Consider the following 25,879-nt stretch of genomic DNA (forward strand, 5'->3'; position numbering starts at 1 on the left):
GCCCGGCGCCCGGGCGGGCGGCCTCAAACGCCGGCCGGGCTGATGTCGGCTTGGCCTGAAGTCGAGCGGTGGTCTCGGTGCTCGGCCGGGCTGAGCAAAATCCAGCCCGGCCGGCGTTTGAGGCCACCTCGGCCGGAGGCCGGGTAAATCAGCCCGGCCGGCGTTTGAGGCCGCCCGCCCGGGCGCCGGGCCGAGCCCACCTCAGCCCGGCCGGCGTTTGAGGCCGCCGCGGGCCGGCCGCTAGGCCGTGTGGACGATTTCGCCGCCGACCGCGACGACCTCGCAGACCGTGCCCGGAATCTCCGCGGCAGCGACCCGCATGATGTCGCGGGAGAGTACGACGAAGTCGGCGAGTTTGCCGACCGTGAGTGAACCGCGCTCGTGCTCCAGGAAGTTCGCGTAGGCCGACCCCATCGTGTAGCCGTGGATCGTGGCCTCCACGTCGAGCGTCTCCTCCGGGATCCACGCCGCCCCGCCGGCCAGCGGCGCACGGGTGAGCGCGGTGTACACGCCGACCATCGGGTCCATCTCGGCCACGTTCCAGTCGCTGGACAGCGCCAGGACCGCCCCGGCGGCCCGCAGGCTCCGCATCGGCCACGCCTTGTGCCAGCGCTCCTCGCCGACGTTCTCCGCCCAGTCCTGCCCCGGCCCGGCGATCTCCGGCGCGCAGTGCCTGGGCTGCATGCACGCCACCACGCCCAGCTCGGCGAAGCGGGACACATCCGCCGGATCCAGGCACTCCACGTGCACCACCTGGTGCCGCGCGTCCCGCTCGCCGTTGACCGCCCGGGCGTGCTCGACCGCGTCCAGGACCGTGCGGATGCCCCGGTCGCCGGTCGCGTGCACGAAACACTGGAAGCCCCGACCGTCCAGCCGCGCCAGCAGGTCGGCGAACTCCGACGCCGGGTAGAACGTCTCGCCCCGATGACGGGCGCATCCGCGATACGGCTCCAGAAGCGCGGCGGTGCGCGGCTCGACCACATCGTCGATGTACAGCTTCAGCGGCCCCACCCGCAGCCGATCGTCGGCGAACTCCCGTGCCGCCGCCGCGAATTCGTCCAGGTCGGCGTCGGTCGTGCCGCGCGGGTGGAACAGCGCCGCGACGATCCGCGAGCGCAGCCGACCCTCGTGCCGCGCCCGGGTGTACAGGGCCAGGTCGTCGAGCGAGTTCTGCGGCTCGACCACGGTGGTGATGCCGAACCGGATCGCGTCGTCCAGGCTCTTGGCCAGCCGCCCGTACTGCCGGTCGGCCGAGGCCCACGGCACGCCCAACTCCCGCAGCGCCCGATGCCCGTCACGGGAGAGGCCGCGCACCGCGAAGTCCTTGACGAAGCCCGTCGGTTCGCCCGTCCGCGGGTCCTTGTCCACCCGACCGAAGGGCAACACGTCGCTGTCCCGGGTGATGCGGAGCCGCTTGATCGCGGCGCTGTTGAGCCACGCGGTGTGTACGTCGTAGCTGAGTACGAAGGCCGGCACGTCGCCGGTGACCGGATCCAGGTCGCTCGCGCGCGGCATGCGCCCGTCGGGGATCGCCGAGTAGTCGAACGCCTCCGCCTCGATCCACTCGGCGTCCGGGTTGGCCGCCAGCCAGGCGCCGATCCGTGCGTGGATGTCGGCCAACGTGCGCGCCCCCGCGAGTTGTACGCAGGCGTCGTCAGAGCCGAGCCGGACGTGGTTGTGCGCGTCGATGAAGCCGGGCAGCACCCGCCGCCCGGCGCCGTCGAGCACGGTGGTCTCCGCACCGATCCAGGCCGCCGCGTCGGCGTCCGCGCCCACCCACACGATCCGCCCGTCCCGGACGGCCATCGCCTCGGCCTCGGGCAGATCGGGGTCGACGGTGTGGATGAGCGCGTTGCGCAGGACCAGGTCGGCGGTGCGGGACACGGTGACAACTCCAGAGGGTGGCGGTGCGATGGGGGGTGTGTGCGGGTGGATCAGTGCTTGGCGAACTGCGGTTCGCGGCGGGCGAGGGCCCAGTAGAGAAGTCCGGAGACGACCGCGCCGAGCAGCGTGAAGTCGCCGTCGAAGGTCGCCACGAGCGCGCCGGTCCACAGCGCGGACTCGGCGGTCAGCGCGGCGAAGACGATGCCGGCGCCGAGCGCGATCATCCCGGCGGGATGGAAGCCGCGGGTGTACCAGTAGGCGCCGCCGCGCATGTCGTGCAGGCCGTCGGTGTCGTAGCGGCAGCGGCGCATCAGCGTGTCGGCGATGAACACGCCGCCCCACGGCGCGAAGACCACCACGAGCACGGACAGGAAGCTGGTCAGGTTGTCGGTGAAGTCGCCGTTGAACAGCGCCCACAACGAGCCGACCAGGATGAACGCGGTGCTGACCAGGATGCCCTTGGAGCGCGACCACGGGATGCCGAGGACCTGGAGGTTCAGGCTGGAGGAGTACAGGGTCAGGATCGAGTTGGTGATCGAGCCGCCCACCACGAGCAGCAGGAACGGTGCCTCGAACCAGCCGGGTACCAGATCGGCCACGCCCGCCACCGGGTCGCTCATGTCGGCCTGGGTGGCCGCGGCCACGCCGAGTACGCCGAGCAGCACCGAGGAGAGCATTCCGCCGGCCGCGCCCCACAGGGTGATCGAGCGCAGCGAGGTGTCCCGGGGCAGGTAGCGGGTGTAGTCCGAGGGCATCGGCAGGTAGGAGATCGGGCCGGCGACCATGACGAGCACGGCGAGCGAGATCGCGTGGAACGTGTTCGAGGTCTCGGGCGCGTCGCCGGTCTTCAGGCCGGGGACCACGAACAGGATCAGCAGGCCGAAGCCGATGCCCAGGACGTAGGCCATCCAGCGCTCCGCGGCCTGCACGGTGGCGTGCCCCCACATCGCCACCGCGAAGGTGAGCGAGAGGGTGATCGCCAGCGCGACCACCCGGGCGAGGTCGCCGCCGGCCCAGCCGAGTTTGGCGAACAGTCCTTCGAGGGCGAAGGTGCCGACCACGGTGTTGAGGATGGTGTATCCGATGCCGACGACCCAGTTGAGCAGGCCGGCCGGGAAGTTGCCGTGTACGCCGAACGCGGCGCGCGAGATCACCAGGGTCGCGGTGCCGGTGCGGACGCCGGCCAGGCCGAGGGCGCCGACCGCGAAGAACGACAGGCCGGTGATCACGACTACGGCGATCGCGGCAAGGAACGACAACCCGAACATCACCGCGAGGGTGCCGTTGATCACGAAGGTGAAGGAGAGGTTCGAGCCGAACCAGAGCCAGAAGACGTCCCTGGCGCTGCCGTGGCGCTCGTGGTCCGGGATCGGGTCGATCCCGTGTGTCTCCACCTGGAACAGCTCGTCGGAGGCGACGCCGGTGCCGGGTGGGCTGGTGTGCGGAGCGTCGCGGGGGAGGGCGCTTCGAGCGGCGCTTCCGGCGGCGTTCGCGGAGTCCGTGTGGGGCAGGGACACCGGACCTCCTCTTCGTGGTGTGCGGCTCGGTCGTTCGTGCTGCGCGGCCCGGCCGAAAGCTTGAATGACGTTCAAGGACTTTGAACGTCACTCAAGGTGCGCCGAGGTGGGGGAGGGTGTCAAGAGTTCGCGCCGAAGAGGGGGAGAATTTGACCGTCGTTCAAGGTTCGCGGCGCCGGGGGAGTAGGGTCGGACCCTTGCGCGGGCGGGCTGGTCGCGCGGTCGAGAGGCGGTATCGGTGGTGGCCACGAGGCGGCGCGACGGTCGGATCGCGCAGGACCGGATGCTGGAGGAGGCCGTCGCGGCGATCGCCGAGAACGGCCTGGCCGCGCTGACCATGTCCGGTCTGGCCGAGCGTCTGGGCACCAGCGGCGGGCACATCCTGTACTACTTCGGCAGCAAGGATCAGCTGCTCCTGGCGGCGCTGCGCTGGAGCGAGGACCGGCTGACCGAGGAGCGCACCCGGCTGCTCGCCCGCCGGGTCGCCGCCGATCGTAAGGTGGACCTGTTCCTGGACCTGTACCTGCCGGTCGGCCCGCGCGATCCGCGCTGGATGCTCTGGGTGGAGCTGTGGGCCCGGACGGCGGGCAACGCGGAACTCCTGGCCGCGCAGGACGAGATCGACCTCGGGTGGCAGCGGGACCTGGCCACGGTGCTGGCCCGGGGGGCGGCCAAGGGGGTGCTCGTCGTCGACGATCCGGTGGTGGCGGCGTCCGAGTTGCTGGCGCTGCTCGAGGGGCTGAGTACGCGAACGGTCCTGGGGCTCGGCGGGACCACGCGCGAGGGGGCGCTGGTGTTGGCGCGGCGGGCGACGGGGCGGCTGCTCGGCTGAGCGCACGCTCCAGGGTGCCGGATGGTTGGTTTCGGGGTGGTGTGGTGGGGTCCGAGTGCCGGCCGGACGGTTGGTCGCGGCCGATATGTGCCGGCCGGCCGCAGCTCGGGGCACTAACATGAGCCCTGGTCGGCCTCGGGGCATCGTCGCGAAGGCCGGTCGTACGCGGCCGTGGCGCAATTGGTTGACGCAGCAGGTTTAGGTCCTGCCGTCCGAGAGGATATGAGGGTTCGAGTCCCTTCGGCCGCACAACGGTGTTTTTCTTCGATGTTCCGCCCCGGTGGTTGCCCCCGGTGTGTTCCCGGCGTTTCCGCCCGGTGTGTACCCGGTGTTCGTTCCGATGGGTTTTCGCTGGGTTTCGGCCGGTCTTGTGCTGGTGGCGTCGACCCCGCCCACGCTAGCTTTCGGCATGTCGTCTTTGGGGAGGCGCCATGCACTGCGAGTACTGTCCGAAGGTTGCCGGCGGCCACGCGCAGATGCCGCCCGCGGACATGATCGTGCCGAAGATCACCGGCGAGTGGGTCGGGTGGGTGCGCACTGCCGCCGAGCGGGTCCAGTCGTCCGGGCGGGGGTTGCCGGCGCGGGTCGAGGCCGACTGCGTGATGAGTTTCGGTCGGCGGATCCTCGAGGGCTCGGCCAAACGTGGACTACACGCCGAGATGGACTGCCTGCGTCAGGCCCGGATGCTCGGACTGCCGCTGGGGACGGGCGAGTTCAAGGACGCAGCCAACGCGTGTTGTCTGATCTGCGCATCGGCGCTCGCGGCGGTGGGCATCCGGCACGTGCCGGCCGTGGACCCCGATCCGAACGTGTGCATGAGCTGGCACGCCCCGGGGTTCCTGTTCGAGGATCCGCTGCTGTGCGTGGGGTTGATGGGCGATCGGGCGGCGCACCTGTGGCTGCGCCATCTGCCGCCCGCGGTGCGGCGGCAGTTGCGCGGGTCGTTGACGGGCGCGATGACGCGGTTGTTGGCGGGGCGTTGGGAGTGAGGGCGTTCGGCGGGGACGGGGTGGGCGCCCCCGCCGGGTTCGCCGACCTCGGTCAGACCGCGTGTTCCGTGCGGTCGCGGGACCACTCGGTGTGGAAGGAGCCGTCGCGGTCCACCCGGCGGTAGGTGTGCGCGCCGAAGAAGTCGCGCTGGGCCTGGATCAGCGCGGCGGGCAGGCGCGGCGAACGCAGCCCGTCGTAGTAGGCGAGGGCGGCGGCGAACCCCGGGGCGGGGATGCCCAGTTCGGCGGACGCGGCGACCACGCGGCGCCACGCGTCCTGGGCACCGGCGAGCGCGTCGCGGAAGTAGTCGGCGCTCAGCAGCGAGTCGGGCCGCTGCGCGGAGTCGTACGCCTCGCGGATCCGGTCCAGGAAGCGGGCCCGGATGATGCAGCCGCCGCGCCAGATCTCGGCGACCTTGCCCGGGTCGATCGCCCAGTCGTACTCGGTGCTGCCCGCTTCGATCTGGTGGATGCCCTGGGCGTACGCCACGATCTTGGACGCGTACAGCGCCTGCTCGACGTCGTCGGCGAAGCGCGCCGCGGCCTCCGCGTCGAGCGTGGCGGGTGTCGGTCCGGGCAGGCCCCGGCCCGCCGCGCGGATGTCGGTGTGGCCGGACAGCGAGCGGGCGAACACCGCCTCGGCGATGCCGCTGACCGGAACCCCCAGGTCCAGCGCGGTCTGTACGGTCCAGCGCCCGGTGCCCTTCTGCTCGGCGCGGTCCTGGACCACGTCGACGAACGGCCGGCCGGTGTCCGCGTCGGTGTGGGCGAGTACGTCGGCGGTGATCTCGATCAGGTACGACTCCAGGCGGCCGGAGTTCCAGCCCTTGAACACCTCGGCGATCTCGGCCGGCCGCAACCCGGCGGCGCGGCCGAGCAGGTCGTATGCCTCGGCGATCAGCTGCATGTCGGCGTACTCGATGCCGTTGTGCACCATCTTGACGAAGTGACCGGCGCCGTCCGGGCCGATGTGCGTGCAACACGGAACGCCGTCGACCTTCGCGGCGATGTCCTCCAGGATCGGGCCGAGCGCCGCGTACGACTCGGGGGAGCCGCCCGGCATGATGCTCGGGCCGAGCAGCGCGCCCTCCTCGCCGCCGGAGATGCCGGTGCCGACGAAGTGGATTCCGCGCTCGCGCAGTGCGGCCTCGCGGCGGCGGGTGTCCGCGAAGTGCGCGTTGCCGCCGTCGACGATCATGTCGCCGGGTTCGAGGAGCGCGGCGAACTCGTCGATCACCGCGTCGGTGGGGGCGCCGGCCTTGACCATGATCACCAGGCGGCGGGGCGGTTCGAGGAGGGCGACGAACTCCTCGGCGGTGTCGGCGGGTAGGAAGTCGCCCTCGTGACCGAACTCGTCGACCAGGGCCCGGGTCCTGGCCGAGGTCCGGTTGTGCACGGCGACGGTGTGCCCGTGTCGGGCGAAGTTGCGGGCCAGGTTGCGGCCCATCACGGCCAGTCCGGTGACACCGATGTGTGCGCGCTCCGCCATGTCGTCAGCTCCTGTCGGCGATGGTGATGATCATCCGAGATCACTCGGACAACATCCTGTGCGGGAGGGGTTGATCCCTCCCGGGCGCAACACGCCGGCGTGCGGGTGGGCGGTGATGCGGGGCCGCAGGGCCGCGGTGGCGGTGCGGACGGTGCGGGCGTCGGTGTCGGTGGGCAGGATCCGTGGATGAGCCGGAATCGCGAAGTCGTGCTGTCCGTGGTGGCGGCGGCCTACGGGGTGTCCGCGATGGGGGACCAGATGGCGATGGTCGTGCTGATCCTGCGATTACACGATCAGGGGCGGTCGGGCGCGGTGATCTCGGCCCTGGTGGTGGCGAGCGTGTTGCCGATCGTGGTGGTGGGGCCATTGGCCGCGCCGCTGGTGGACCGGGTGGAGAGCGGCCGGTTGGTGGTCGTGGCGACCGGGCTTCAGGCGGTGGTGGCGCTGGGGTTGGTGGTCACCACGAATGTGGTGGGCGTCATCGTGCTGTTGGCGTTGCTCGGGGCGGGGTTGGCGGTGGTGTCGCCGACGTTGCAGCTGCTCGTGCCGGAGATCGTGGGGGACGAGGGCGCGGCGCGGGGCTATGCGCGGATGGAGACGTTTCGCTCGGTCGGCAATGTGGCGGGTCCGGCGGCGGCCGGGGCGGCGGTCGCCGGGGTCGGTGATCGGGTGGTCCTGCTCGGGAACGTGGTGTCCTACGTGGTGATGTCGGCGGCGTTCGTGGCGCTGCGGATCCGGCGCGAGCCGGTGTCGGGCGGGCGGGACCGGCCGTGGTGGCCGGCGCAGGTGCGCGAAGGGATCGGCGTACTCGGCGGCGATCGGGTGTTGCGGGTGGCGATCCCGACCCTCGCGGTGGCGGTCGTGTTCACCGCGATCCTGAACGTGGCACGGGTGTTCTTCGTGCGGGACGACCTGGGCGCCGACGACACGGGCTACGGCTGGTTGGTCAGCGCGCACATGGCCGGGATGTTGATGGCCGCGGCGTTGTTGGCCGGGCGGATCCCGGTGGGGCGGCAGCCGGCGGTGCTGGTCGGTGCCGGGATGTTGTCCGGCGGGTGCCTGCTGATCAGCGCCACGGCGGCGGTGTTCGCGGTCGCCGTGGCCATGTTCGTCCTGATGGGCGTGGCCAACGTGCTGGCCAACCTGGCCATTCGCAACCTGATCCACGCCCGCGTCCCACCCGAGACCCGGGGCCGGGCCTTCGCCACGTCCAGTGCCGGCCTGAACGCCGCCAACCTGACGGGCGCCGCGTTGGGCGGTCCTGCGGCAACCGCCCTGGGTGGTACGGGAGCCCTGCAACTGGCCGGCGCCGGGACCCTGGTGGTGTCCCTGGCGGCGATCCCCCTGCTCTCCCATCACCTTGCCGTCGAGCCGGCGGCGGAGTGATCCGGCGGCGAAATCCGGTTGTCCGAGGGTCGGGGGCGGCGGTACCCATGGGGCCATGAAGCCATCGATCCGACGTACCCGACACGCCCTGCCGCGCGGCGAGGCGGAGGTGTGGGCACCGGCCTCCGCGCGGTACGGGATATCGCCCTACGCCTGCAAGTATCTCCACACCGCCGGCGTCCTGCGCGAATTCGTGTCGGCGGCCGGGGCGTTGGTGGCGCAGGCCCACTACCTCGCCGCCGCGCACCTGGCCCTCGACGGCGCCGAACTCGTCGGCCGCTGCGTCTCGGAGCGCACGGAGCAGGGCGTCACCCAGCGGCTGCGCAACGGCCTGGCCCACCTGGAAGCCCTCGAACCCCCGGAGGAGGGCCGGCTCGTCCCGGAGCCCGACGCGTTGGTCAAACTCCGCGGCTTCACCGCCCACCCCACGCTCGAACCGCCGGCCGGCTCGGAACTCCAGTTCTCCCACGCGACGTTCGAGTACGTCCTCACCCGCCTGGCCCTGGCCACCGACCGCCTGTGGACCCACGCCGACGCAAGCACGATCCGCAAGTTCGCCGCCGCGAAGATCGCCCCGATGCGCACGGACGGCCAAAGCCACTACATCGAATCCGTCCTGACCCACATCGAAGCCGGCCACACCCCGGGCACGGAAATCCCCCACGAGCAAGCCTGGCAAACGGTTCCTTCCGTCATGGCCATTCGCTGATTTCCGGTGCCCGCGTCAGCGCCGGATCCCGGCGACGAGCGCCGCCCAGGCGCCGTGGTCCGCGCGGACGATACCCGCTGCGCGGTCCTTGCTGTCTCTGACCGCCGCCCCACCCACCGTGGGAGCGACCTCGACGCACTCACCATTGCCCTGGCTGTGGCTGGAGGTTCGCCATGCATGCAGGCCCTTTGCCGATGCTCTGTGGTGCCGCTGCGCACTCATAGTTCCCTCGATAGTTTCCGGATCAGGTCCTGCGTCTTCGCAACGCTCAACGTGGCAGCCCTCAGATGGTCGAACATCACTCTGTAGTGCTCAACCTCGCCCGTGCGGTCCGGATAGGGATCTCCGGTGTTCCCTTCGACGTAGACGATGTCCGGGTCGGAGGGGTGCGAATAGCTCAAGATGACGAACGGCCCGACCAGTGTCCCAAAGTGGGCGCCCGCTGAGAACGGGATGACCTGCATGATGACGTTCTCCAGGTCGGCGACGTCAAGCAATCGCCGCAACTGCTCCCGCATCACGTCAGGGCCGCCCACCTCACGGCGGATCGCGGCTTCGTCCAAGACGGCGCGAACCTCCAGCGGTGCCGGTCGCGTCAGGATCTCCTGGCGGGTCAGGCGCACTTCGAGCCGCTGCTCAAGCATCTCCTCGGTCAACCCGATCGTGGTGGCGCGGTTGATCGCCTCGGCATAGTGCTCGGTTTGGAAGAGGCCCGGGATCACGTGCTGATACGTCTGCATCTGTGACGCCTCGGTTTCCAAGCCGATGTAGGTCGAGTACGGCACCTCGCTGTAGAGCTGCCACCAGCCCTTCTTTCGGGCTTCGCGGGTGAGCACCGCCAGCACTTCGCGCCGGGCGGTGTCCGTGACGTCGTAGAGGTCGAGCAGCTTCGTCACATCCGCCGCCGTCGGCGTGGTCCGCCCCGTCTCGATGCGGGACAGCTTGGAGTTCGACCAGGTCAGACGCTTCGCTGCTTCCTCACCCTTGAGGCCGACGGACTCACGGATAGCGCGCAGTTCGAGTCCGAGGCGTCGGCGGCGGACCACGGGGCTTGATGTCTTCACGGCGCAAGTGTGGCGACGGGGTCACTGTCTGTCGAGTAGAGGTGCAATTGCATTCTGTGAGCAGATTGCATCTGACTGTGACGAAGGTGCACACTCGTGCAAGCGGGGTGTATCTGGTGCGGAAGGGATGTAGGCAGGCATGTCCGACGGGTGAGCGACGAGCTTCGGCTCCTGGACGAATCGCGGGAGAGCCTGGTGTCGATGGCCTCCGAGCCGGTCGCGGACGCCGCGCTGGGCTCGCGGTGGGCGTACGCCTTCAGATCGGCCTTGGCCTGGGCCGTCGTCGTCCAGGTCCTCGTCACCCAGGCCATCGTCAGCCGGCTCGTCCACGTCCTTGGGCGGTGATGGCGAGTCCTGCGCGAGCTGCGGCGTGCAGGATCGTTCGCCGGAGCGCCTCCGTCTCGTCGACCGGCAGCGGGTCGCGCGCGTAGTCGAGCGACACCATCCAGTCGTCATCCGCGTAACGCCACAGGGACACTTCGACCCTGCCCTCCTCGACGGTGCGCAGCTCACTCCTCCCGAACTCCTCGTCCCAGCCGTCGTCGAGACGACCGCCTCGCCGCCGGCGTTGTGCGTGATGACCCGGCTCACGATCGTCATGCTGCCGGCCACAACAGGGCTGTGGCGCCCGGGCTTTGCCACTCTGCTCAAAGTGGATGAACGGTGGGCCGGGGCCGCGCGGACCGCTCATGCCGTCGTGCGGCGGGGGCCGGTCGATGTCGGGTCCGTGGCCCGCGAGTTTGACCGAAGTCAACTCCGGTACTGCTGCGATCAATTGGTCCGGCACCTGCGGTCCCAAAGCGGTCAGCGCGTACTTCGCTTCATGGTGTCGAGTCTCCGGTGGAGGATCGGGTTGTTGTTTTGGTCAGGTGGAGGATGCCCTCTCGGATGCGGGTCGGGCCCAGGTCCGGGAGGAGGGCTGTTACGTGTTCGGCGGACAGCGGGGCCAGTAGGGCGTGGGACGTGTAGGTCGGGTCCGGGGTTTGCGGGGGCAGCAGGATCGCCACGTGGCGGTGCCAGAACTTGTAGGCGCCGATTCGGTAGCGGGCACCCGGGGTCGACGTCTCCGACATGCGGATCAGGTCGAGGTGTTCCAGGAGGTAGTCCAGGTAGGCGTTGAGGAACGCCGTGAGGCGTTGCTCCGCCGGGGCTCCTGGGCCGAGTGGGGGTGGGCCGCTGAGGATGGCCTCCTGTAGAGCGCGCTCCCTCGCGTCCAGGAGGGCTGTGGCCAGGCCCGACTTGTCGCCGAAGCGGCGGAACAGGGTGCCCTTGCCTACGCCGGCTTCCGTGGCGATTTGGTCCATCGAGACCGCGGCCACGCCGTGTTCGGCGAAGAGCTTCGCGGCGGCTTCCAGGATGGCGGCGCGGTTGCGGGCCGCGTCGGCGCGTTCCTTGGGCGGCGGAGTGCGGAGCAGGTCCAGGCTCACCGGGATTGCAGAAGCGGACTGCGGTCCGTTAATGTCTCGAGGCACAAGCGGACTATAGTCCGATTCTCTGTGAGGTGGAGGCACCGCCATGACCGCACTCATCACCCGGGACGAACTGCGCGCCGAGATCGCCGGCGGCGGCGTGACCGTCGTCGACGCGCTCGGCGGGCAGTACTGGGCCAAGCAACACCTGCCGGGGGCCGTCGCCCTGGTTCGGGACGACGTGGACGCCCTTGCGCCGACGCTGCTGCCGGACCGCGACGCCGCGATCGTCACCTACTGCTCGAACCCGGCCTGCCCGAACAGTGGCCAGGTGGCCGATCGGCTGACGCACCTCGGGTACACGAACGTGCGCAAGTACGCCGAGGGCATCGAGGACTGGGTCGGCGCCGGGCTGCCCACCGAGTCCGCCTGACCCTTTCCCGGGATCGGGCGGGAAAAGGGGGAGGGCCGAGACGCCGTCTCGGCCCTCCCCGCTTGCTTCGAACCGGCTACCGCGGCGGATCCGTCAGGTCCGAGATGCGGCTGCCGTCGAGCGGGACCTGGTACCAGACGTCGATGGTCGAGCCGTCGCCGAAGTGCTCGGTGACGATGACCGTCGCGTGGCCGGCGCCGCTGCCCTCGTAGCGGACGTCGCGGCTCTCCGGGGTGTTCTGGGCGCGGAAGACCGGGTCGGCCATGTTCTCTTCGGCCCACGCGTCCAGGCGGGCGTTGAGTTCGGGGGTGAGGAATTCGTTGCGGACCTCGGTCGGGTCCATGTTGGGGTTGGTGCCGTTGATCGCGTCCAGGTACTGGTCGTAGAAGGCGGTCACCTTCTCCACGACACCGATTTGACGGGCCGCCTGATGGCTGCCGGGCGGTGATGCCTCCGCGGCGAGTGCCGGGGCCGCGAGGCCACCGGTGAGCAGGAGTCCCGCGGTCACCGCGACGACGGCGGTACGGCGAATTCCGGCGGTCATGTCGACCTCCACGTGCTTGGGGATGTGCCCTTGCGTCGGCTGAGACGTCCAACCGGTGGGGCGGGTTGCAGGATTTTGCCCTGCTTTACCCTCCGGAAATCGATTCGTTTCCGTCGGCCCGCCGGGCTCAGCCGCCGTCGGTGCTGCTCGCCAGGGTCTCCTCCGCGTCGTCCAGGACGGATTGCGGCAGGCGGGTGTACGAGAGCAATCGGCCGCCCGAATCGCGGATCCGGGTCGCCACCTCGCGGGCCCAGGTGTTCTCCACGAACAGCACCACGACCAGCGAATCCGGCGGCATCACCTGCCCGATCTGCTCGGCGTCCTCGGCGCCGGCCAGGCCCAGCAGCTCGCGCGCGGCCAGCTCCGCCGCCATGTCGCGCAGCCCCTCGAACTCGCTGACCTCGTGGCTGCTCACCACCCCCGCGACGTCCTTGACCACGATCAGAGCGTCGATCAACCGGACATCGCCGCGCTCCTCGACCGACTCGAACGCGTCGAGTACGGCCGATGTCAGCCGCTGACCCGGAAAACCCAACACGATCGCGTCGACGGGTCCCAACTCGGCCATGCTTCCTCGTCTCGGGGAGTAGGGGTGTGTGTCGCGAAACCCCGGGTACCCGATACGGAGCAGCCGACGCCCACGACCCGCGGCCACCGGAAGCCGGGGACCGGAGGCGAGAGTCGGCGGCCGAACGGCCAACCGGATACCGCAACCGGCCTTCCCGTTCCCGCTGCGCGCCCTTTCATGTGTCCGCGCGCACGCGCACGCGCACGCCGGCGATGGAGGATGCGCGCGGGCCGCCTTCGGCGGAGGGGGTGTGTTCCGCTGGGTCGGGCGTTTGCCGACCGGGACGCCGATCCGGGTCGGCTCGGTGTCACTGCTCGTATGCGGTTACCGAGGCGTTTGGGTTGCCCTCGTCCGGGCGGAGCCACTGGGCGATGTACACGTTGCCCTTTGCCGCGACCGGGCGGGAGGAGACCGGGGAGGGGAGGGGGGCCTTCCAGGCGGTCCTGCCCGTCTTCGTGTGCAGGGCCAGCAGTTGGGCCGCCTCGTCGCCGGAGGCGTTCGGCCTGGTGGCGTCCATCGCCACGTAGACCTTGTCGCCCGCGACGACGGGGGCCTCCAGTGCGCCGTACGAGGGCATCTCGGCCGACCACCGCACCACGCCCGTACGCGCGTCCAACGCGTAGACCTTGCCCTTGTACACCGACGTGGCCGGCGAGTTGGTGGGCGTCGGACCGGCGGTCGTGGTCGCGCTCGGCGTCACGCCCGCCTGCGGCTTGGACGGGTGACACGCGAGGTAGACCACGTCGTCCACCCGGGTGATCCGGCTCGCGTTCCGGGCGTCCATATCGAACTTCCACACCTGCGAGCCCGTGAGCGGGTCCACCGCCACCACACCCGACCTGGCTTCGTCGGTGGCTCCGTCGTAGACCAGGAAGACGTGGTCGCCGGCCACGGTGAGCGAGCAGGACTGACCACCGTCGACCGGGATGGGCCCCCACAACACCGCTCCGGTGGCCGCGTCGAGCGCGTACCGCTGCCAGGTGTACACGCCCCCGCTGGAACTGTCGGTCACCACCGTGATCACCCGATCGCCGACGATCACCGGATCGCGCCCCCACGGCCGGCTCTTGAACGGGACCTCCCACTTCGGCCTGCCGGACCGGTCGAAGGCGCGGACCGCCGAGGGGTTGTAGGACGCCTTGGGCTGGGCGACGACGACCACCATGTCGCTCCCGAAGGTCGGCGTCCCGGGCAAGCCGGTATCCGCCGTCAGCCCCGCCCTCCACACCTCACGGTGCGTGGCCGCGTCGATCGCGACGATCATCCCGGGTCCGCTGCTGTAGGAGTTCTCCTCGGCGACGCCCAGGTACAGCAGGCCCCGGTCCAGGGCGGCCGGCAGGTTCACCCAGCGGGCCTTGTACTCCAGGCTCCACCGCAGCTCGCCCTCGACCGGGTCGAAGGCGTGCACCGTGCACAGGGTCGGCTGGGACCGCTCCACCACCGAGGCCGCGCGGTCCACCGTCCAGGAGACGACGAACAGGTGGTCCTTGGTCGCCAGCGGCGCGGACACCGAGTTGCCCGCGGTGGCCCTGCGCCAGACCTTCTGCCCGGATTCCGCGTCGATCGCGGTGACCTGGCCCTTGCCGCCGCCCGCGCCGTCGGCGACGTGGTACACCAGATCGCCCTGCACGCTCAGCGACGAACCACCGCCGGCGCCCGCCGGATACGACCACACCCGTCGGCCCGGATCCGCGCCGTCGCCCATCAACAACCAGCCCGCGCCGCCACCCACCGCGGTCACGGCCACCGCGCCGCCGCCGATCAGGAACGCACGACGGGCCAACCCCCGCTTGCCGGGCGCCGGTTCGGGCACGTCGACGGTCGGCGGCAGGTCCGGTGGCGGCGGCGTGACGGCCCGTTCGCCCGCCGACTCGGACACCGCCACGGCGACCGTCGTCGGCGTACCCGCGTCCACGCCCAACCCCGCCGCGCGGGTGGGAGGTTCGCCCGTCGAGGCGCCCACGACCGGGCCCGGCACCCCCGGATCGCCCAGGTGCCGCCGCTCCAACTCGGCCGCAAGCGCCGCCGGTAACCACGAAGTGCCCACCGGCGGTTCGCAGTCGCCCATGCAGCGGGCCAGGATCTCGGCCGGCGCCGGTCGCGCCTCGGGTTCCTTGTCCAGGCAGTGCCGAATCAAGTCCAGCAGCCCGTCCGGTACTTCCGCCAGCGCGGGCTCGTCGCGCAACACCCGCATCATCATCTGCAGTGGCGCCACCGGAGGTTCCACGTGAAACGGACCCCGCCCGGTGGCGGCGAAGACCAGCACCGAACCCAGCGAGAACACGTCGCTCTCCGGCCCGAGCCGCCGCCCGCCCGCCTGTTCCGGCGACATGAACGACGGCGATCCGACCACCCGACCGGTCCCGGTCAGCCCCTGCCCGCCCTCGTCCGCCGCCCGGGATATGCCGAAGTCGATCACCCGCAGCCGATCCCGCCCGAGGATCACGTTGGACGGCTTGAGGTCGCGATGGATCAGGCCCGCGCGGTGGATCGCCATCAGCGCCTCGGCCAACTGCGCGCCCATGATGCGCAACGCGCCCTCGGGCAGCGGGCCGTACGTATTGATCGCCTCGGACAACGAGAGCCCGGTCAGGTATTCGGTGGCCAACCACGGCGGTCGCGCGTCCGGATCGGCCTCGGCGATCGGCGCGGTCCAGGCGCTGTCCACCCGCCGCGCCAGGTCTATCTCGCGCCTGAACCGGTCCCGGAAACCGTGGTCCATCGCGAACTCCGGACGCACGGTCTTGACCGCCACCCGAACGCCGCTCGGGGACGTGCCGAGGAAGACCTCGCCCATCCCGCCCTCACCCAACCGGCCGCGCAGCCGATACGGCCCCAGCCGCGTCGGATCCCCGTCGCGCAGTGCTTCCATGACTACCGTGTCCCCGTTCCGGTCGTGTCGGCCGGCCACTTTAGCCGCCGGCCCCCACCGGGTTCAGCCGTTTTCCCCGCGGAAATATCGCTGCCAGGTCTGGGTCTGCCGGGTTTCCGGATGATCCGGGCCCAACACCCGGGCGAAGTCGGCGACCAGTGGGTCGTACAGGGCCAATGCCTCGCCGCGATGGCCGGCCAGGCCGCGGTTGACGGCGTGGCCCGCCCGGGCGACCAGCGACTCCAGGCAGTCGGCGCCCAGGATCCGGATCGAGTCGATCGCGAGCGCGCCGTACATCTGCGCCGCGCGGAGCGGAGCGCCGCACTCCCCGGTGAAGCGGGCCAGGTAGCTGCGCGCGGTCAGCGTGCTCTCCGCCTCGGCGCCCAGCGCGTGGGTCATGTCGGCGACCAATTGGGTGAACAACGTCGTCGCGCGTGGCGGCTCGCCGCCCTCGCCGATGAACCGGGCGTGGCACAGCCGCATGTCGAGGGTGACCCAGTCGCCGGGACCGAGCGCCTGTCCCGCCACCGGGATCAGCCCGGCCAACAACTGGGCGGCACGCCGCGGATCGCCGTCGATCCCGACGAAGTGCGCGTACGCGCGGCGTACGTTGAGCGTGTCCCGGTCGGTGCCGCCGAGCACCCGGGCGGCGACGTCGCCGAGTTGGTGGTAGAGCCGGACGGCCGCGGCGGGATCCTCGCGCATCCCCCATTCCCAGACGGCGCCGACCTGTTCATTGATTCGGGCACGGGAGGGATACGGCTCTTCGAGCGGACGAGGGGGCCGCACGATGCGGAAAGGCGAATCCATGCTCACCTCCGAAGATGTCGCATCCGAGTCTGCGACCTTCCCCCGGTCCACCGGTAGAGGTATGTACCTGTGGGCCGTTCGGGTTCATTCGGCGGGCATATTCCGTTATTCGCACAACAGTTCGAGGTATCGTGTTCGAACGGATCGGGTGCACTTTCGATGCGGTTCGCTTCGGAATACGCGGATAAAGATCTCAAATGGCGTCAGAAGCCGCACTGAGTACGCCCGTTCGAGGTCGGTTGGATGATCTGTCCGTTTATAGGCGCGTCGTTCGACGCGCCGGACCCGGCACTCGCATACAGTTCGGTCGAGTGGAGGATGACGAGATAACCCGGACGGGGCCGGGACGACCGGACGCGGAGGTGCCCATGGGCGCATTGCGCAAGGCCGGCTCGTGGCTCGGGATCGGTTCGGGGGACGTGGACGACGACCTTTACCGCACCGGCGCGGGTGCCTACGAGACCGGGACATACGACGCGGACGACGACGACACGGGATCGCGCTGGGTCTACGACGACGAGCCCGAGGAGTCGCGTTCGCGCGCCCTGGAGGGCAGCGTGGTGCCGGCTTCCGAGGTGTTCGCCGCGCGCGCGGCCGCTTCGGAGACGCCGGCGCAGCCGAGCACCCGGATCGCCGTCGTCCACCCGAAGAGCTATCACGAGGCCAGGGCGATAGGCGAGTACTTCCGACAGGACATCCCGGTCGTGATCGACCTGACCGCGATGGACGAGTCGGACGCCAAGCGTGTCGTCGACTTCGCGTCGGGGTTGACCTTCGGCCGCCGCGGGGCGATCGAGCGGTTGGCGAAGCGGGTCTTCCTGCTGATGCCGGCCGACGCGCGCCTGCTGACGGGCGACCCGACACAGCAGAACCAGGACGGGTTCTTCAACCAGGCGTAACCGGCGCGGCCGGGAGCGATCCCGGGGTCGGTGGTACGGGAATCCCGCCGGCGGCATGGGCCCGAGGCCCGCGCGTGCGCTCGGACGCGCGTCGCGGGCGCGCGAGTAGCAAGAACACGCGAGCACGCGAGGACCCGAGCCCCCGGCGGCTCGGGTCCTTCGTCGATCAGGGTCAGGGGTCCAGCCGGGCCAGGTCGGCGGGCGTGTCGATGTCGAACGGGTCGGCGATGTCGGCGCACTCGATCAGCCGAACCCGATCCCGCTGCTCGGCGAGCAGCGTCCGGGCTCCGGTGTCCCCTTCGGCCCCGGCCGCCAACTCGGCCCACCAGGCGCGCCCGAACAGGACCGGATGGCCGCGCCGACCCGCGTAGGCCGCCGCGATCAGGTCCTCCGGCGCGGCGTGCGCGGCGATCAACCGGGCCACCGCCGCCGCGCCCACGCCGGGCATGTCCACGAGGGTGACCACGACGGCGTCGGCGTCGGCGGGCAGCGCGGCGACCCCGGCGGCGAGCGAGGAGCCCATCCCGCTCGCCCAGTCGTCGTTGCGCACCACGACGCAGCCGGTCAGCTCGGCATCGGCGAGCACCGCGTCGGCCTCCGCGCCGAGTACCACCACGACCCGGTCGCATCCGCCGCGGCGCGACTCGGCGACCGCGAACTCCACCAGCGGTCGCCCCCGATGCACCAGGCGGGCCTTGGCCCGCCCCCCGAGCCGCCGCCCACCCCCGGCCGCCAGCACCAATCCGACCACATCACCCACGAGGCACTCCCTTTCTCCGTCGACCGGGCCGGGCCGGAACCCACTACTCACGCCGCCGCCGACGCCCCCGAAGGCAGCGTGAGTTCGGCCATCGCGCCGCCCGCCTCCGGATTGCTCAACGTCAGGGACGCACCCAGCACCGCCGCCTGGCCCATCGCGATGGTCAGGCCCAGACCGTGCCCGCCGGCCGCCCGGTCGTCGGTGCCCTTGCGAAAGCGGCTGGGCCCCTCCCGCAGCAGTGTCGCCGGAAAGCCCGGCCCCGCGTCCACGACCCGGATCCGCGGCCCGTCCACCTCCACCACCACCGGCGCGAGCCCGTGCTTGGTCGCGTTGGTCAGCAGGTTGGCCAGAATCCGCTCCAGCCGCCTCGGGTCGGTGACCACCACCTCGTCCCCGATCACCCGCAACTCGGCGGCGGGCGCGAGCGCGGCCACCCGCCGGGCGGCGAACGCGCCCAGCGGTACCTCGGTCAGGTCGGCCCGCTGGGTCGCGGTGTCCAGGCGGGCCACCTCCAACACGTCCTCCACCAGCGACCGCAGTGCCCGGACCCGGTCGCGGACCAGCTCGCCCGGCCGATCCGCGGGCAACAGGTCGGCGGCGGCGCTCAGTCCGGTCAGCGGCGTGCGCAACTCGTGCGCGATGTCGGCGGTGACCCGGCGCTCCGCGTCGAGCCGGGCCTGCAACGCGTCGGCCATCGCGTCCACCGCCGTGGCCAACTCCGCCGCCTCGTCCCGACCGCTGCCGCCGATCGCCGCCCGTACCCGGATCGACCGCTCGCCCGCGGTGACCCGCCGAGCCGCGTCGGCGGCCCGCCGCAACCGACGCGACAGCCGCGCCCCGATCAGCACACCCACCCCGGCCCCGCACACCACCACGCCGGCCGCGCCGATGATCAGCACCCGGTCGAGCGAGGCCAGGTCGCTGGTCCGGTCCCGATAGCTGGAGCGCAGCGACAGGATGTGCCCGTCCACCCCGACCGCCGCCCAGATCCGGCCCTCGGACAACTCGGTGGCCCGGTCGCCGTCGCGCACCGCCTGGCGCAGCGCCGCCGGCACCCGCGGGTCGTCCAACCGGCTGCCGAAGGTCGGCTGTCCGGTCCGGACGTACTCGCGCAGGGCCAGGTCGATCCGGTCGATCTGCAGTTTGCGCGCCTCGTCCGCCTGCTTGTAGGCGAAGGCGAAGTGCACGGTCAGACTCAGCGCGACGGCGACCGCCACGCTGACCACCGTGACCACCGCCGAGATCCGCCAGCGCAGACTCACCCGACGGGTCCCGGACGCAGCTTGTAGCCGAAGCCGCGAACCGTCTCGATCCGGCCCGGGCCCACCTTGTTGCGCAGCCGCTGGACGTGCACGTCCACGACCCGGGTGTCACCACCCCAGGCGTACTCCCAGACCCCTTCGAGCAGGGTGTCCCGACTGAGCACCGTGCCCGGCGACTCGGCGAAGCGCAGCAGCAGCTTCATCTCGGTCGGGGTCAGCGCGAGCAACTCGCCGGAGCGGCGCACCTGCACGCCGTCCGGGTCGATCTCCAGGTCGCCGAAGCGCAGCGGTCCCGGCTCCTCGCCCGGACCGGCGGTGCGCTGCGCGCGGCGCAGCAGCGCCCGGATCCGGGCGAGCAGCACCACGGTGTCGAACGGCTTGGTCACGTAGTCGTCGGCGCCCGCCTCCAGACCGACCACGATGTCGATCGGGTCGTCGCGCGCGGACACCATGATCACCGGGATCAGGCTCTCCGCCCGGATCCGCCGGCACAGGCTGATCCCGTTCATCAGCGGCAACATCACGTCGAGCAGCGCCACGTCCGGCCGCTCGGCGCGAAACGCGGCGAGCCCGGCCTCGCCGTCGGCGGCGGTGCTCACCCGGAACCCGTCCCGTTCCAGGTTGAGTTGCGTCGCCTCGCGGATGACCTCGTCGTCCTCCACGACGAGCACGTGCGGTTTGCTCACGACACACCCTTTCCGACCTCGTTCTCGACGAACCGCGCACCATCCCACCGCAATCCGACCCCGTGCTCGCCGAAGGGGCAGATCGCCGGCTCGTTGGCCCGGTACGCCGGCAGTTGGAGGATCAACATCTGCTTTGCGACCTCGATCCGACTCCCCGGCTCCTCCGAGGCGAACACCCGCTCGGTGTGCCCGTCCTCGAAGAGCCGGTACACGTACGCGGCGACGTCCCGGCGCATCGTGCAGGTCTCGGACCCGCAGTGGAACACCGACACCACCGCGATGGGCAGGGGTGTCCCGGGCACCCCCGGCGCGTTCAGATACTGCGCGTTCACCGGGTAGGACGTGCCGCAGGACGGGGTGAGTACCGCCTTGATCTTGACGCCGATCCCCGCGTCCTCCCGCAGCACCCGGACCGGATCGATGCTCAGACCCGCCCCGGAGGGCGGCGGTGCGAGCGGGATCCCCACCGGTTCCGGCTTGCCCGCGACGCGCACACCGGAGTCCACCGCGCACCCCGTGATCAGGGCAAACAGCAACAGAATCAGTGGAAAGCCACGTTTCACCGACATCCGACCGATCCTACCCGTCGAGGATTGTCACATGATCTATGGACGACCGACGGGCGGGGTGATCGAGAACCACGGCGGGAACACCATGCGGGCGGCGGGGGATTGTGGCATCGGGCGGGTCGTGCACCGGAGCGCGGACTCGGCCGGGCTCGGCACATGCGAGAAGGACCCGCCGGAAACCGGTGGGCCCTTCTCGGTATTGCCGCTGTGCGCCGCCAGGGACTCGAACCCCGGACCCGCTGATTAAGAGTCAGCTGCTCTAACCAACTGAGCTAGCGGCGCTTGCTGCGAGAGAAATACTACCCGATGTTCGGGGTCGCTCTCACCCGGGTTTGGCTCGGCCGCGGTCTCACCATCGGTGACGATCACGTTACGAGGACGGGTTCGCCCGGTGTCCTCCCTGGGCCGGCGCGGCCGGGTACCGTGCTGCTTGTACGTCGGCTGCTTGTACGTCGTCACGACCGGCGCGGTCGGGTGGTCGTGTTCGCGGGGGAGACGCCATGTCGGATGCCGGGGCGGTGCGGGCGTTCCGGATGGCCACGCATCGGGAGGGCGAGGTGGAGCCTCGACTCGTCGCGATGCGGGACTTCCTGGCCAACGCCTCCGACGCCGAGGTGGTCCGCAATCGGGGACTGATCGAGAGCCAGATCCAGGCCGTGGCCACCCAGCAGCCGGAGACCGCCGCGCGCATGCTCGTCGACGTGCTCGGGCGCGACCCCCGGGGCCACTACGCCCGCGCGATCGACGCGGTGCTGCGTTGGTGGGTGGTCCAGCCCGGCAGCGACTTCGCGGAGACCTGGACCACGCTGGAGAAGGCGCTGGAGGCCGGACCGCGCCCGCTGGAGCGCGCGCTGCTCGACGTGCTCGGCGGCCTGGACCCGCGCGCGCCCGTCCGGCGCTGGCGGGTCGCCGCCACCAACCGGGTCCTGGACTGCCTGGAGGAGCGCTTCGAGCAGCCGGCCCGGCACCCCGACCACGACCTGTGGCGGCTGCTGCCGGTGGTCGCGCCGCCCGGTGCGCCGGGTACGCGGGCCGAATGGGTGTGCGTGATCGGCGACCGGGCCGCGGCGCGCGGTGCCGAGGCCGCGGCGCGCACCTGCTTCCGGCTCGCCTTCGAGCAGGGCTGTGCCGCCGCCGCACCGCGCCTGGCCCATCGGCTCGCCGTCGAGGGGCATCGGGAGCTGACCGGCGGCGATCCGGAACGGGCGGTCCGGTATCTGTACGAGGCCGCGATGCTCGATCCGGACCACGCCGAGTATCGCGAGCTGCACCGGGCCGCCGTCGCGGCGCGGGACGGCGGGGCGGCGGCCGGGGTGCGGCCCGGGACGGCGGCGGCCCTGGTGGTCGCGGCGGCGGAGCTGCTGGAGCGCGGCGACGACGCGGGGGCGGTGCGGCTGCTGCGGCGGGGGCTGTCGGGCGGCGGCGATGCGGCGGGGCTCGGCGGAGCGTCGGGCGGCGGCACGGCCGGCGGCGACGCGACGGGCGGCGCCGGCCCCGACGACGCCGGGCACGAGCCGCACGTGGTCGACGAGCCCTACGCCGACACCTGGCCCGCGCGACTGCTGCTCGGCACGCTGGAGGGCGACGACTCGATGGTGTGCGGCGCCGCGCGTGACCTGCTCCGGCGCTACGGCGCGGGCTGGGTGCGCCGTACGCCGCTGGGCCCGGGCCTGGTGCTGCACCGGGTCACCCGCGCCGACCCGGAACTGGCCGCCGCGCTGCTCGAGTCGTCCCCGGCGGAACTGCGCGAGGGACGACTCGGCCGGGCGATCGCGACGACCGCCGCTTACCGAATACTGGCCATGGGCGTACGCGACCTGGGCGCGGGACGGCCCGAGGCGGCCCGGTCCCGGGCGGACCTGGCCGAGCGGCTGCTCGCCGGCGACGAGGCGTGATCCGACCGGGTGCGATCGAAACGCGAGGCGGGGGAGAAGGCGACGTGGACACGGACATCCTCGGGGTGCCGGAGCAGGTGTTCGACAGCGGGCTGCTGGTGGCCACCCGCCGGTTCGAGACCGCCTCGACGGTGGCCCGCGAACTCGGCGCGCACACGATCGAGGTCGCCCACACCCTGATCGCCCTGGCCCGGATCGACGGCGGGCGCGCCTGCGGCCTGTTCGCCCGCCAGGGCATCCCGCCGGACGTGCTCGCGGCCGGCCTGCTCGGCGGCGGCGGACCGGCCGCCGGGGCGAGCGGCAACGGCCGGGGCGGCGCCGGCGCGCTCGGCGGCCTGCCGGTCACCGCCGAGCTGCGGGCCGGCTTCGCCGCCGCGGCGGACACCGGCTACGTCGACGAACGCGCGCTGCTCGCGGAGTTGTTGCCGCGCCTGGAGCCGGGCGCGGTGGACCTGCTCGTCGGCTACGGCCGGGTGGACCTCGACGCCTGGCGGGCCGAGGTGGCCGCGGCGCGCCCGGCGGCGGAGGTGTGCCGGGCCGACGGGTCGATCGACGAGGCCGCGTTCGCCCCGGGTGCCCGGCGGGTGCTGGCGATGATGGTCGCCGAGGCGAGCGGACTCGGCCGGCGGCAGTGCGGCATCGCGATGCTGCTGCACGCGCTGGCCACCACCCCCGGCGGACTCCTCGAGCAGGCCTTCCTGTTCCTGCGCCGGGACGTACGGGCGCTGCGTGAACAGACCATCGCGCTGACCGGCGCCCGGGTCCGCGGCCCGGCGGGCACCGGCCCGATCACCCCCGACGAGCCGCTGCGGCAGACCCTGCGCCGCGCGGCGACGTTCGCCGCGAGCGGCCCCGACCCGGACCCGGACACCGGCGCCCGGATCACCGAACGCGACCTGCTCGCCGCGCTCCTGGACACCCCCAGCGGCCTGGCGGCCGGATTCTTCCGCGACATCGGCCTGGACCTGGACCGGCTGCGCCGCTTCGCCGACACTTACTACCGCGAGCCCGCCGAGCCCGAACCGGACCGGACCGGCACCCCGATGTCCCCCGAGGAGGCGGTACGCCGGCTGCGCGCGGGCCTGATCGGCCAGGAGAGCGTGGTCGAGCGGCTCGCCTTCCACGTCGAACTCATCAAACGATCGCTCACCCGCGGCTTCCGCCCGGACGACCGGCCGCGCGCGGCACTGCTCCTGTGCGGCCCCAGCGGCTCCGGCAAGACGATGACCGCCCGGCTGCTCGCCGAGGTCGTCTACGGGTCCGAGGACGACGTCCTGGTCTTCGAGATGGGCCAGTTCAGCGCGCGCGAGTCGATCAACAACTTCATCGGCGCCCCGCCCGGCTACGTCGGCTTCGGCGAGGGCAAGCTCACCAACGGCCTGCGCGACAATCCGCGCCGGGTGTTCCTGTTCGACGAGGTGGAAAAGGCCGACGCGCGGGTGCTCGACGCGCTCCTTCGCCTGCTCGACGAGGGCCGGATCGGCGATCCCGCGGGCCCGGTGCGCGAGGCGCACGACGCGGTGGTGATCCTGACCACCAACCTCGGCGCGACCCACTCCGCGGCCGAGGCGGTCGAGGACGACGTGGACAGCGTGGACAACCTGATCGGCTCGATCCTGGCCGAGGGCTCGACCGGGCACACCGCCGCGAGCGCCCGGCTGCGCCGCACGATGGAGGGGTTCTTCCGGCCCGAATTCCTCAACCGGGTCGACGAGGTGATCCTCTACTCGCCGTTCGGCCCCACCGAACTGCGCGGAATCGCGGAGAACGGCCTGACCCGACTCGCCGCGCGGCTGCGCGAGCAACTCGGCGTCGCGCTGACCTGGACCGACGAGGCCGCCGACCACATCGCCACCGTCGCCTGGCGCGGCCGGCCGGAGGAGGCGGCACGCGGCGTCAACCGCTGCGTGACCGCCGTGGTGCCGGGCGTGCTGCGCCTGCTCGACGAGGCCGACGCGGCCGGCCGGCCGATCGGCGCGGTCCGGGTGCGGGTGGTGGCCGGTGCGCTCGTGGTGGGGGGCGCCGATGACTGACCGCGCGGAACTGCGCGCGTTCGCCGCCCGGCTGCGCGAACACGGCGCGGGCGACGGGCCGTTGGACGGCGAGGCGTACGCGAGTCTGGGCACCGACACCGACGCGCAGCCGTGGAGCACGCGGGCCGAGGAGTTGTGGACCACCGGCGGCGGGGCGTGGCGCACCCACCACCTCGCGGTCGCGCTGCACGCGCACGCCTACGACCTGGAGCTGGCGGGCGAGAGCGAGGCGGCCCACCCGTACTGGAAGAGGGCGTTGGCGCACTGGGCCGAGCTGTACCACGACAGCGCCTTCTGGGACCGGATGCACGAGCACCTGGAGGCGGTCGCCGGGAGCCCGGTGCCGGCGGCGACCGTCCAGGAGGTCCGCGAGCGGCTGCCCCGCGACCTGCTCGCCCCGCACCTGACCCTGGCCGCCGATCGGCGCCTGCGCGATCCGCTGTCCGCGCGTGAACACCTCGACCTGGTCCGCGAGTCCGGCTTCCCGCCGTCGGTGATCGCCAACGCCCGGGCCGACCTGGTCCGCGAGGCGTTGACCCAGGCGTCGCGCGACGTCGAGGAGGGCCGCTACGACGACGTGGTCGAACTGCTCGCCTCCTGGCTCACGGTGGACCCCGGCAACGCGGAGGCGGCCCGGGCCCTGCTGTACGCGACCCGGCGGCACATCGAGATCGTGGTGGCCGCGCCCGGGTGGGCGCACAAGATCGAGCCGCTGGTCGAGCGGGTGGCCCGGCTCGTGCTGCCCGCCTGGGACGAAGTGGGCACACCCGAGGGCTCGTTCGCGGTCGAGCTGGCCCGACACGAATACTGGCGCGGCATCGTGGTGCGCGAGTTGGAGTCCGGCCCGGCCACCGAACCCGCCGTACTGGAACAGGCCACGCTGCGCTCGGGCCGACACCTGCTGCGCGCCCTCGAACTCGACCGCGACCTGGCGCTCAAGAGCATGTACCGCGACGTCGAGCAACTGGCCGCCGAGGAATGGGCGTTGGCAGCCACCGCCCGACAACGCCAGGGGCTGCCGGACGGACACGTGCGGGACGCGCTGCGCCGAGCGCTGGCGATGTCCGCGCCCGGGCCGTGGGGGCGGCTGTTCATGGCCCGCGTACTGATCAACCTCCACGCGCCGCAGCCGGAGGACCTGGCCACCGCCCGCCGGCTCGCCGACGAGGTGGCCGCCGACCCGGACGCGGACAAACCCGAGATCGTCAACGCGCTGCGCGGCGTCGTGTTGTCCCTGGCCACGGGGCACGGCCCCGCATGGAGTTGAGT

General features: G+C 71.8%; 25 protein-coding genes and 2 tRNA genes. 11 read left to right on the forward strand and 16 right to left on the reverse strand.

Going from position 1 to position 25,879, the window contains the following annotated elements; all coding sequences use genetic code 11:
• Positions 1-240: 240 nt before the first annotated feature.
• Both ACFRCG_RS04785 and ACFRCG_RS04790 read right to left on the reverse strand, forming a co-directional pair.
• Positions 241-1,884, reverse strand: a complete 1,644-nt coding sequence (locus ACFRCG_RS04785) for an amidohydrolase (RefSeq protein WP_380028804.1) — start codon at positions 1,882-1,884, stop codon at positions 241-243.
• Positions 1,885-1,934: 50 nt separating this feature from the next.
• Positions 1,935-3,401 carry a purine-cytosine permease family protein gene (locus tag ACFRCG_RS04790; protein WP_380028807.1) on the reverse strand — a complete coding sequence of 489 codons (1,467 nt, stop codon included), beginning with the start codon at positions 3,399-3,401 and terminating at the stop codon, positions 1,935-1,937.
• Between the two features lie 238 nt (positions 3,402-3,639).
• Here ACFRCG_RS04790 and ACFRCG_RS04795 point away from each other — a divergent pair, with 238 nt between their 5' ends.
• From ACFRCG_RS04795 to ACFRCG_RS04805, 3 genes are all read left to right on the forward strand, one after another.
• The gene (locus ACFRCG_RS04795) at positions 3,640-4,233 is read left to right on the forward strand and encodes a TetR/AcrR family transcriptional regulator (protein WP_380028810.1); all 594 of its coding nucleotides are present in this window, start codon (positions 3,640-3,642) and stop codon (positions 4,231-4,233) included.
• Between the two features lie 165 nt (positions 4,234-4,398).
• A tRNA-Leu gene (locus ACFRCG_RS04800) sits at positions 4,399-4,482 on the forward strand.
• Positions 4,483-4,664: 182 nt separating this feature from the next.
• A complete protein-coding gene (locus ACFRCG_RS04805) occupies positions 4,665-5,222 on the forward strand; it encodes a hypothetical protein (RefSeq protein ID WP_380028813.1) in 558 nt (185 codons plus the stop codon).
• Between the two features lie 52 nt (positions 5,223-5,274).
• Here ACFRCG_RS04805 and gndA read toward each other — a convergent pair whose 3' ends face one another.
• On the reverse strand, positions 5,275-6,711 hold the full coding sequence (gene gndA, locus ACFRCG_RS04810) for an NADP-dependent phosphogluconate dehydrogenase (RefSeq protein WP_380028816.1): 1,437 nt from the start codon (positions 6,709-6,711) through the stop codon (positions 5,275-5,277).
• A gap of 186 nt (positions 6,712-6,897) precedes the next feature.
• Between gndA and ACFRCG_RS04815 the strand changes: the two genes are divergently transcribed.
• Positions 6,898-8,097, forward strand: coding sequence for an MFS transporter (locus ACFRCG_RS04815; RefSeq protein WP_380028819.1), 1,200 nt, complete (start codon positions 6,898-6,900; stop codon positions 8,095-8,097).
• 55 nt (positions 8,098-8,152) lie between these two features.
• A complete protein-coding gene (locus ACFRCG_RS04820) occupies positions 8,153-8,806 on the forward strand; it encodes a hypothetical protein (RefSeq protein ID WP_380028821.1) in 654 nt (217 codons plus the stop codon).
• A gap of 15 nt (positions 8,807-8,821) precedes the next feature.
• On the opposite strand, the gene ACFRCG_RS04825 is transcribed toward ACFRCG_RS04820, so the two are convergent.
• Together ACFRCG_RS04825 and ACFRCG_RS04830 are read right to left on the reverse strand one after the other, a co-directional pair.
• Entirely contained in the window at positions 8,822-9,028 is a 207-nt protein-coding gene (locus ACFRCG_RS04825) for a DUF397 domain-containing protein (protein WP_380028823.1), read from the reverse strand.
• Positions 9,025-9,870 carry a helix-turn-helix domain-containing protein gene (locus ACFRCG_RS04830; protein WP_380028825.1) on the reverse strand — a complete coding sequence of 282 codons (846 nt, stop codon included), beginning with the start codon at positions 9,868-9,870 and terminating at the stop codon, positions 9,025-9,027. The genes ACFRCG_RS04825 and ACFRCG_RS04830 overlap by 4 nt, the downstream gene beginning before the upstream one ends.
• 150 nt (positions 9,871-10,020) lie before the next feature.
• Here ACFRCG_RS04830 and ACFRCG_RS04835 point away from each other — a divergent pair, with 150 nt between their 5' ends.
• On the forward strand, positions 10,021-10,215 hold the full coding sequence (locus tag ACFRCG_RS04835; RefSeq protein WP_380028828.1) for a hypothetical protein: 195 nt from the start codon (positions 10,021-10,023) through the stop codon (positions 10,213-10,215).
• Here ACFRCG_RS04835 and ACFRCG_RS04840 read toward each other — a convergent pair.
• Positions 10,184-10,645, reverse strand: a complete 462-nt coding sequence (locus ACFRCG_RS04840) for a hypothetical protein (RefSeq protein ID WP_380028830.1) — start codon at positions 10,643-10,645, stop codon at positions 10,184-10,186. The genes ACFRCG_RS04835 and ACFRCG_RS04840 overlap by 32 nt on opposite strands.
• A gap of 46 nt (positions 10,646-10,691) precedes the next feature.
• Positions 10,692-11,342 (reverse strand): TetR/AcrR family transcriptional regulator, encoded by a 651-nt coding sequence (locus ACFRCG_RS04845; RefSeq protein WP_380028832.1) that lies wholly within the window; start codon positions 11,340-11,342, stop codon positions 10,692-10,694.
• Positions 11,343-11,385: 43 nt separating this feature from the next.
• Here ACFRCG_RS04845 and ACFRCG_RS04850 point away from each other — a divergent pair, with 43 nt between their 5' ends.
• A complete protein-coding gene (locus ACFRCG_RS04850; RefSeq protein ID WP_380028834.1) occupies positions 11,386-11,712 on the forward strand; it encodes a rhodanese-like domain-containing protein in 327 nt (108 codons plus the stop codon).
• A gap of 76 nt (positions 11,713-11,788) precedes the next feature.
• Here the strand turns inward: ACFRCG_RS04850 and ACFRCG_RS04855 are convergent, their stop codons facing one another.
• From ACFRCG_RS04855 to ACFRCG_RS04870, 4 genes are all read right to left on the reverse strand, one after another.
• Positions 11,789-12,256, reverse strand: a complete 468-nt coding sequence (locus ACFRCG_RS04855) for a hypothetical protein (protein WP_380028836.1) — start codon at positions 12,254-12,256, stop codon at positions 11,789-11,791.
• A gap of 127 nt (positions 12,257-12,383) precedes the next feature.
• Positions 12,384-12,824, reverse strand: coding sequence for a DUF6325 family protein (locus tag ACFRCG_RS04860; RefSeq protein ID WP_380028838.1), 441 nt, complete (start codon positions 12,822-12,824; stop codon positions 12,384-12,386).
• Between the two features lie 307 nt (positions 12,825-13,131).
• Positions 13,132-15,696, reverse strand: coding sequence for a serine/threonine-protein kinase (locus ACFRCG_RS04865; protein ID WP_380028840.1), 2,565 nt, complete (start codon positions 15,694-15,696; stop codon positions 13,132-13,134).
• Between the two features lie 63 nt (positions 15,697-15,759).
• The gene (locus ACFRCG_RS04870) at positions 15,760-16,401 is read right to left on the reverse strand and encodes a hypothetical protein (RefSeq protein ID WP_380028842.1); all 642 of its coding nucleotides are present in this window, start codon (positions 16,399-16,401) and stop codon (positions 15,760-15,762) included.
• A 473-nt stretch (positions 16,402-16,874) separates the two neighbouring features.
• Between ACFRCG_RS04870 and ACFRCG_RS04875 the strand changes: the two genes are divergently transcribed.
• Positions 16,875-17,405 (forward strand): cell division protein SepF, encoded by a 531-nt coding sequence (locus ACFRCG_RS04875; RefSeq protein WP_380028845.1) that lies wholly within the window; start codon positions 16,875-16,877, stop codon positions 17,403-17,405.
• A gap of 172 nt (positions 17,406-17,577) precedes the next feature.
• Here ACFRCG_RS04875 and ACFRCG_RS04880 read toward each other — a convergent pair whose 3' ends face one another.
• The 5 genes from ACFRCG_RS04880 to ACFRCG_RS04900 all read right to left on the reverse strand — a co-directional run bounded on the left by ACFRCG_RS04880 (position 17,578) and on the right by ACFRCG_RS04900 (position 20,964).
• Positions 17,578-18,165, reverse strand: a complete 588-nt coding sequence (locus ACFRCG_RS04880; protein ID WP_380028847.1) for an NTP transferase domain-containing protein — start codon at positions 18,163-18,165, stop codon at positions 17,578-17,580.
• A 47-nt stretch (positions 18,166-18,212) separates the two neighbouring features.
• On the reverse strand, positions 18,213-19,427 hold the full coding sequence (locus ACFRCG_RS04885) for a sensor histidine kinase (protein ID WP_380028849.1): 1,215 nt from the start codon (positions 19,425-19,427) through the stop codon (positions 18,213-18,215).
• A complete protein-coding gene (cseB, locus tag ACFRCG_RS04890; protein ID WP_078977097.1) occupies positions 19,424-20,113 on the reverse strand; it encodes a two-component system response regulator CseB in 690 nt (229 codons plus the stop codon). The genes ACFRCG_RS04885 and cseB overlap by 4 nt, the downstream gene beginning before the upstream one ends.
• The gene (locus tag ACFRCG_RS04895) at positions 20,110-20,682 is read right to left on the reverse strand and encodes a hypothetical protein (protein WP_380028852.1); all 573 of its coding nucleotides are present in this window, start codon (positions 20,680-20,682) and stop codon (positions 20,110-20,112) included. The genes cseB and ACFRCG_RS04895 overlap by 4 nt, the downstream gene beginning before the upstream one ends.
• Positions 20,683-20,890: 208 nt before the next feature.
• Positions 20,891-20,964: transfer RNA gene (locus tag ACFRCG_RS04900), tRNA-Lys, on the reverse strand.
• Between the two features lie 218 nt (positions 20,965-21,182).
• Between ACFRCG_RS04900 and ACFRCG_RS04905 the strand changes: the two genes are divergently transcribed.
• The 3 genes from ACFRCG_RS04905 to ACFRCG_RS04915 are packed head-to-tail and all read left to right on the forward strand — an operon-like array spanning position 21,183 to position 25,877.
• Positions 21,183-22,577 carry a hypothetical protein gene (locus tag ACFRCG_RS04905; RefSeq protein ID WP_380028854.1) on the forward strand — a complete coding sequence of 465 codons (1,395 nt, stop codon included), beginning with the start codon at positions 21,183-21,185 and terminating at the stop codon, positions 22,575-22,577.
• 44 nt (positions 22,578-22,621) lie between these two features.
• Positions 22,622-24,610: an AAA family ATPase gene (locus ACFRCG_RS04910; RefSeq protein ID WP_380028856.1), complete on the forward strand. Its 1,989-nt coding sequence runs from the start codon at positions 22,622-22,624 to the stop codon at positions 24,608-24,610.
• The gene (locus ACFRCG_RS04915) at positions 24,603-25,877 is read left to right on the forward strand and encodes a hypothetical protein (RefSeq protein WP_380028858.1); all 1,275 of its coding nucleotides are present in this window, start codon (positions 24,603-24,605) and stop codon (positions 25,875-25,877) included. The genes ACFRCG_RS04910 and ACFRCG_RS04915 overlap by 8 nt, the downstream gene beginning before the upstream one ends.
• Positions 25,878-25,879 lie beyond the last annotated feature (2 nt).

Source organism: Embleya sp. NPDC056575 (assembly GCF_042793325.1).
In the GTDB taxonomy this organism is placed as follows: Bacteria; Actinomycetota; Actinomycetes; order Streptomycetales; family Streptomycetaceae; genus Embleya.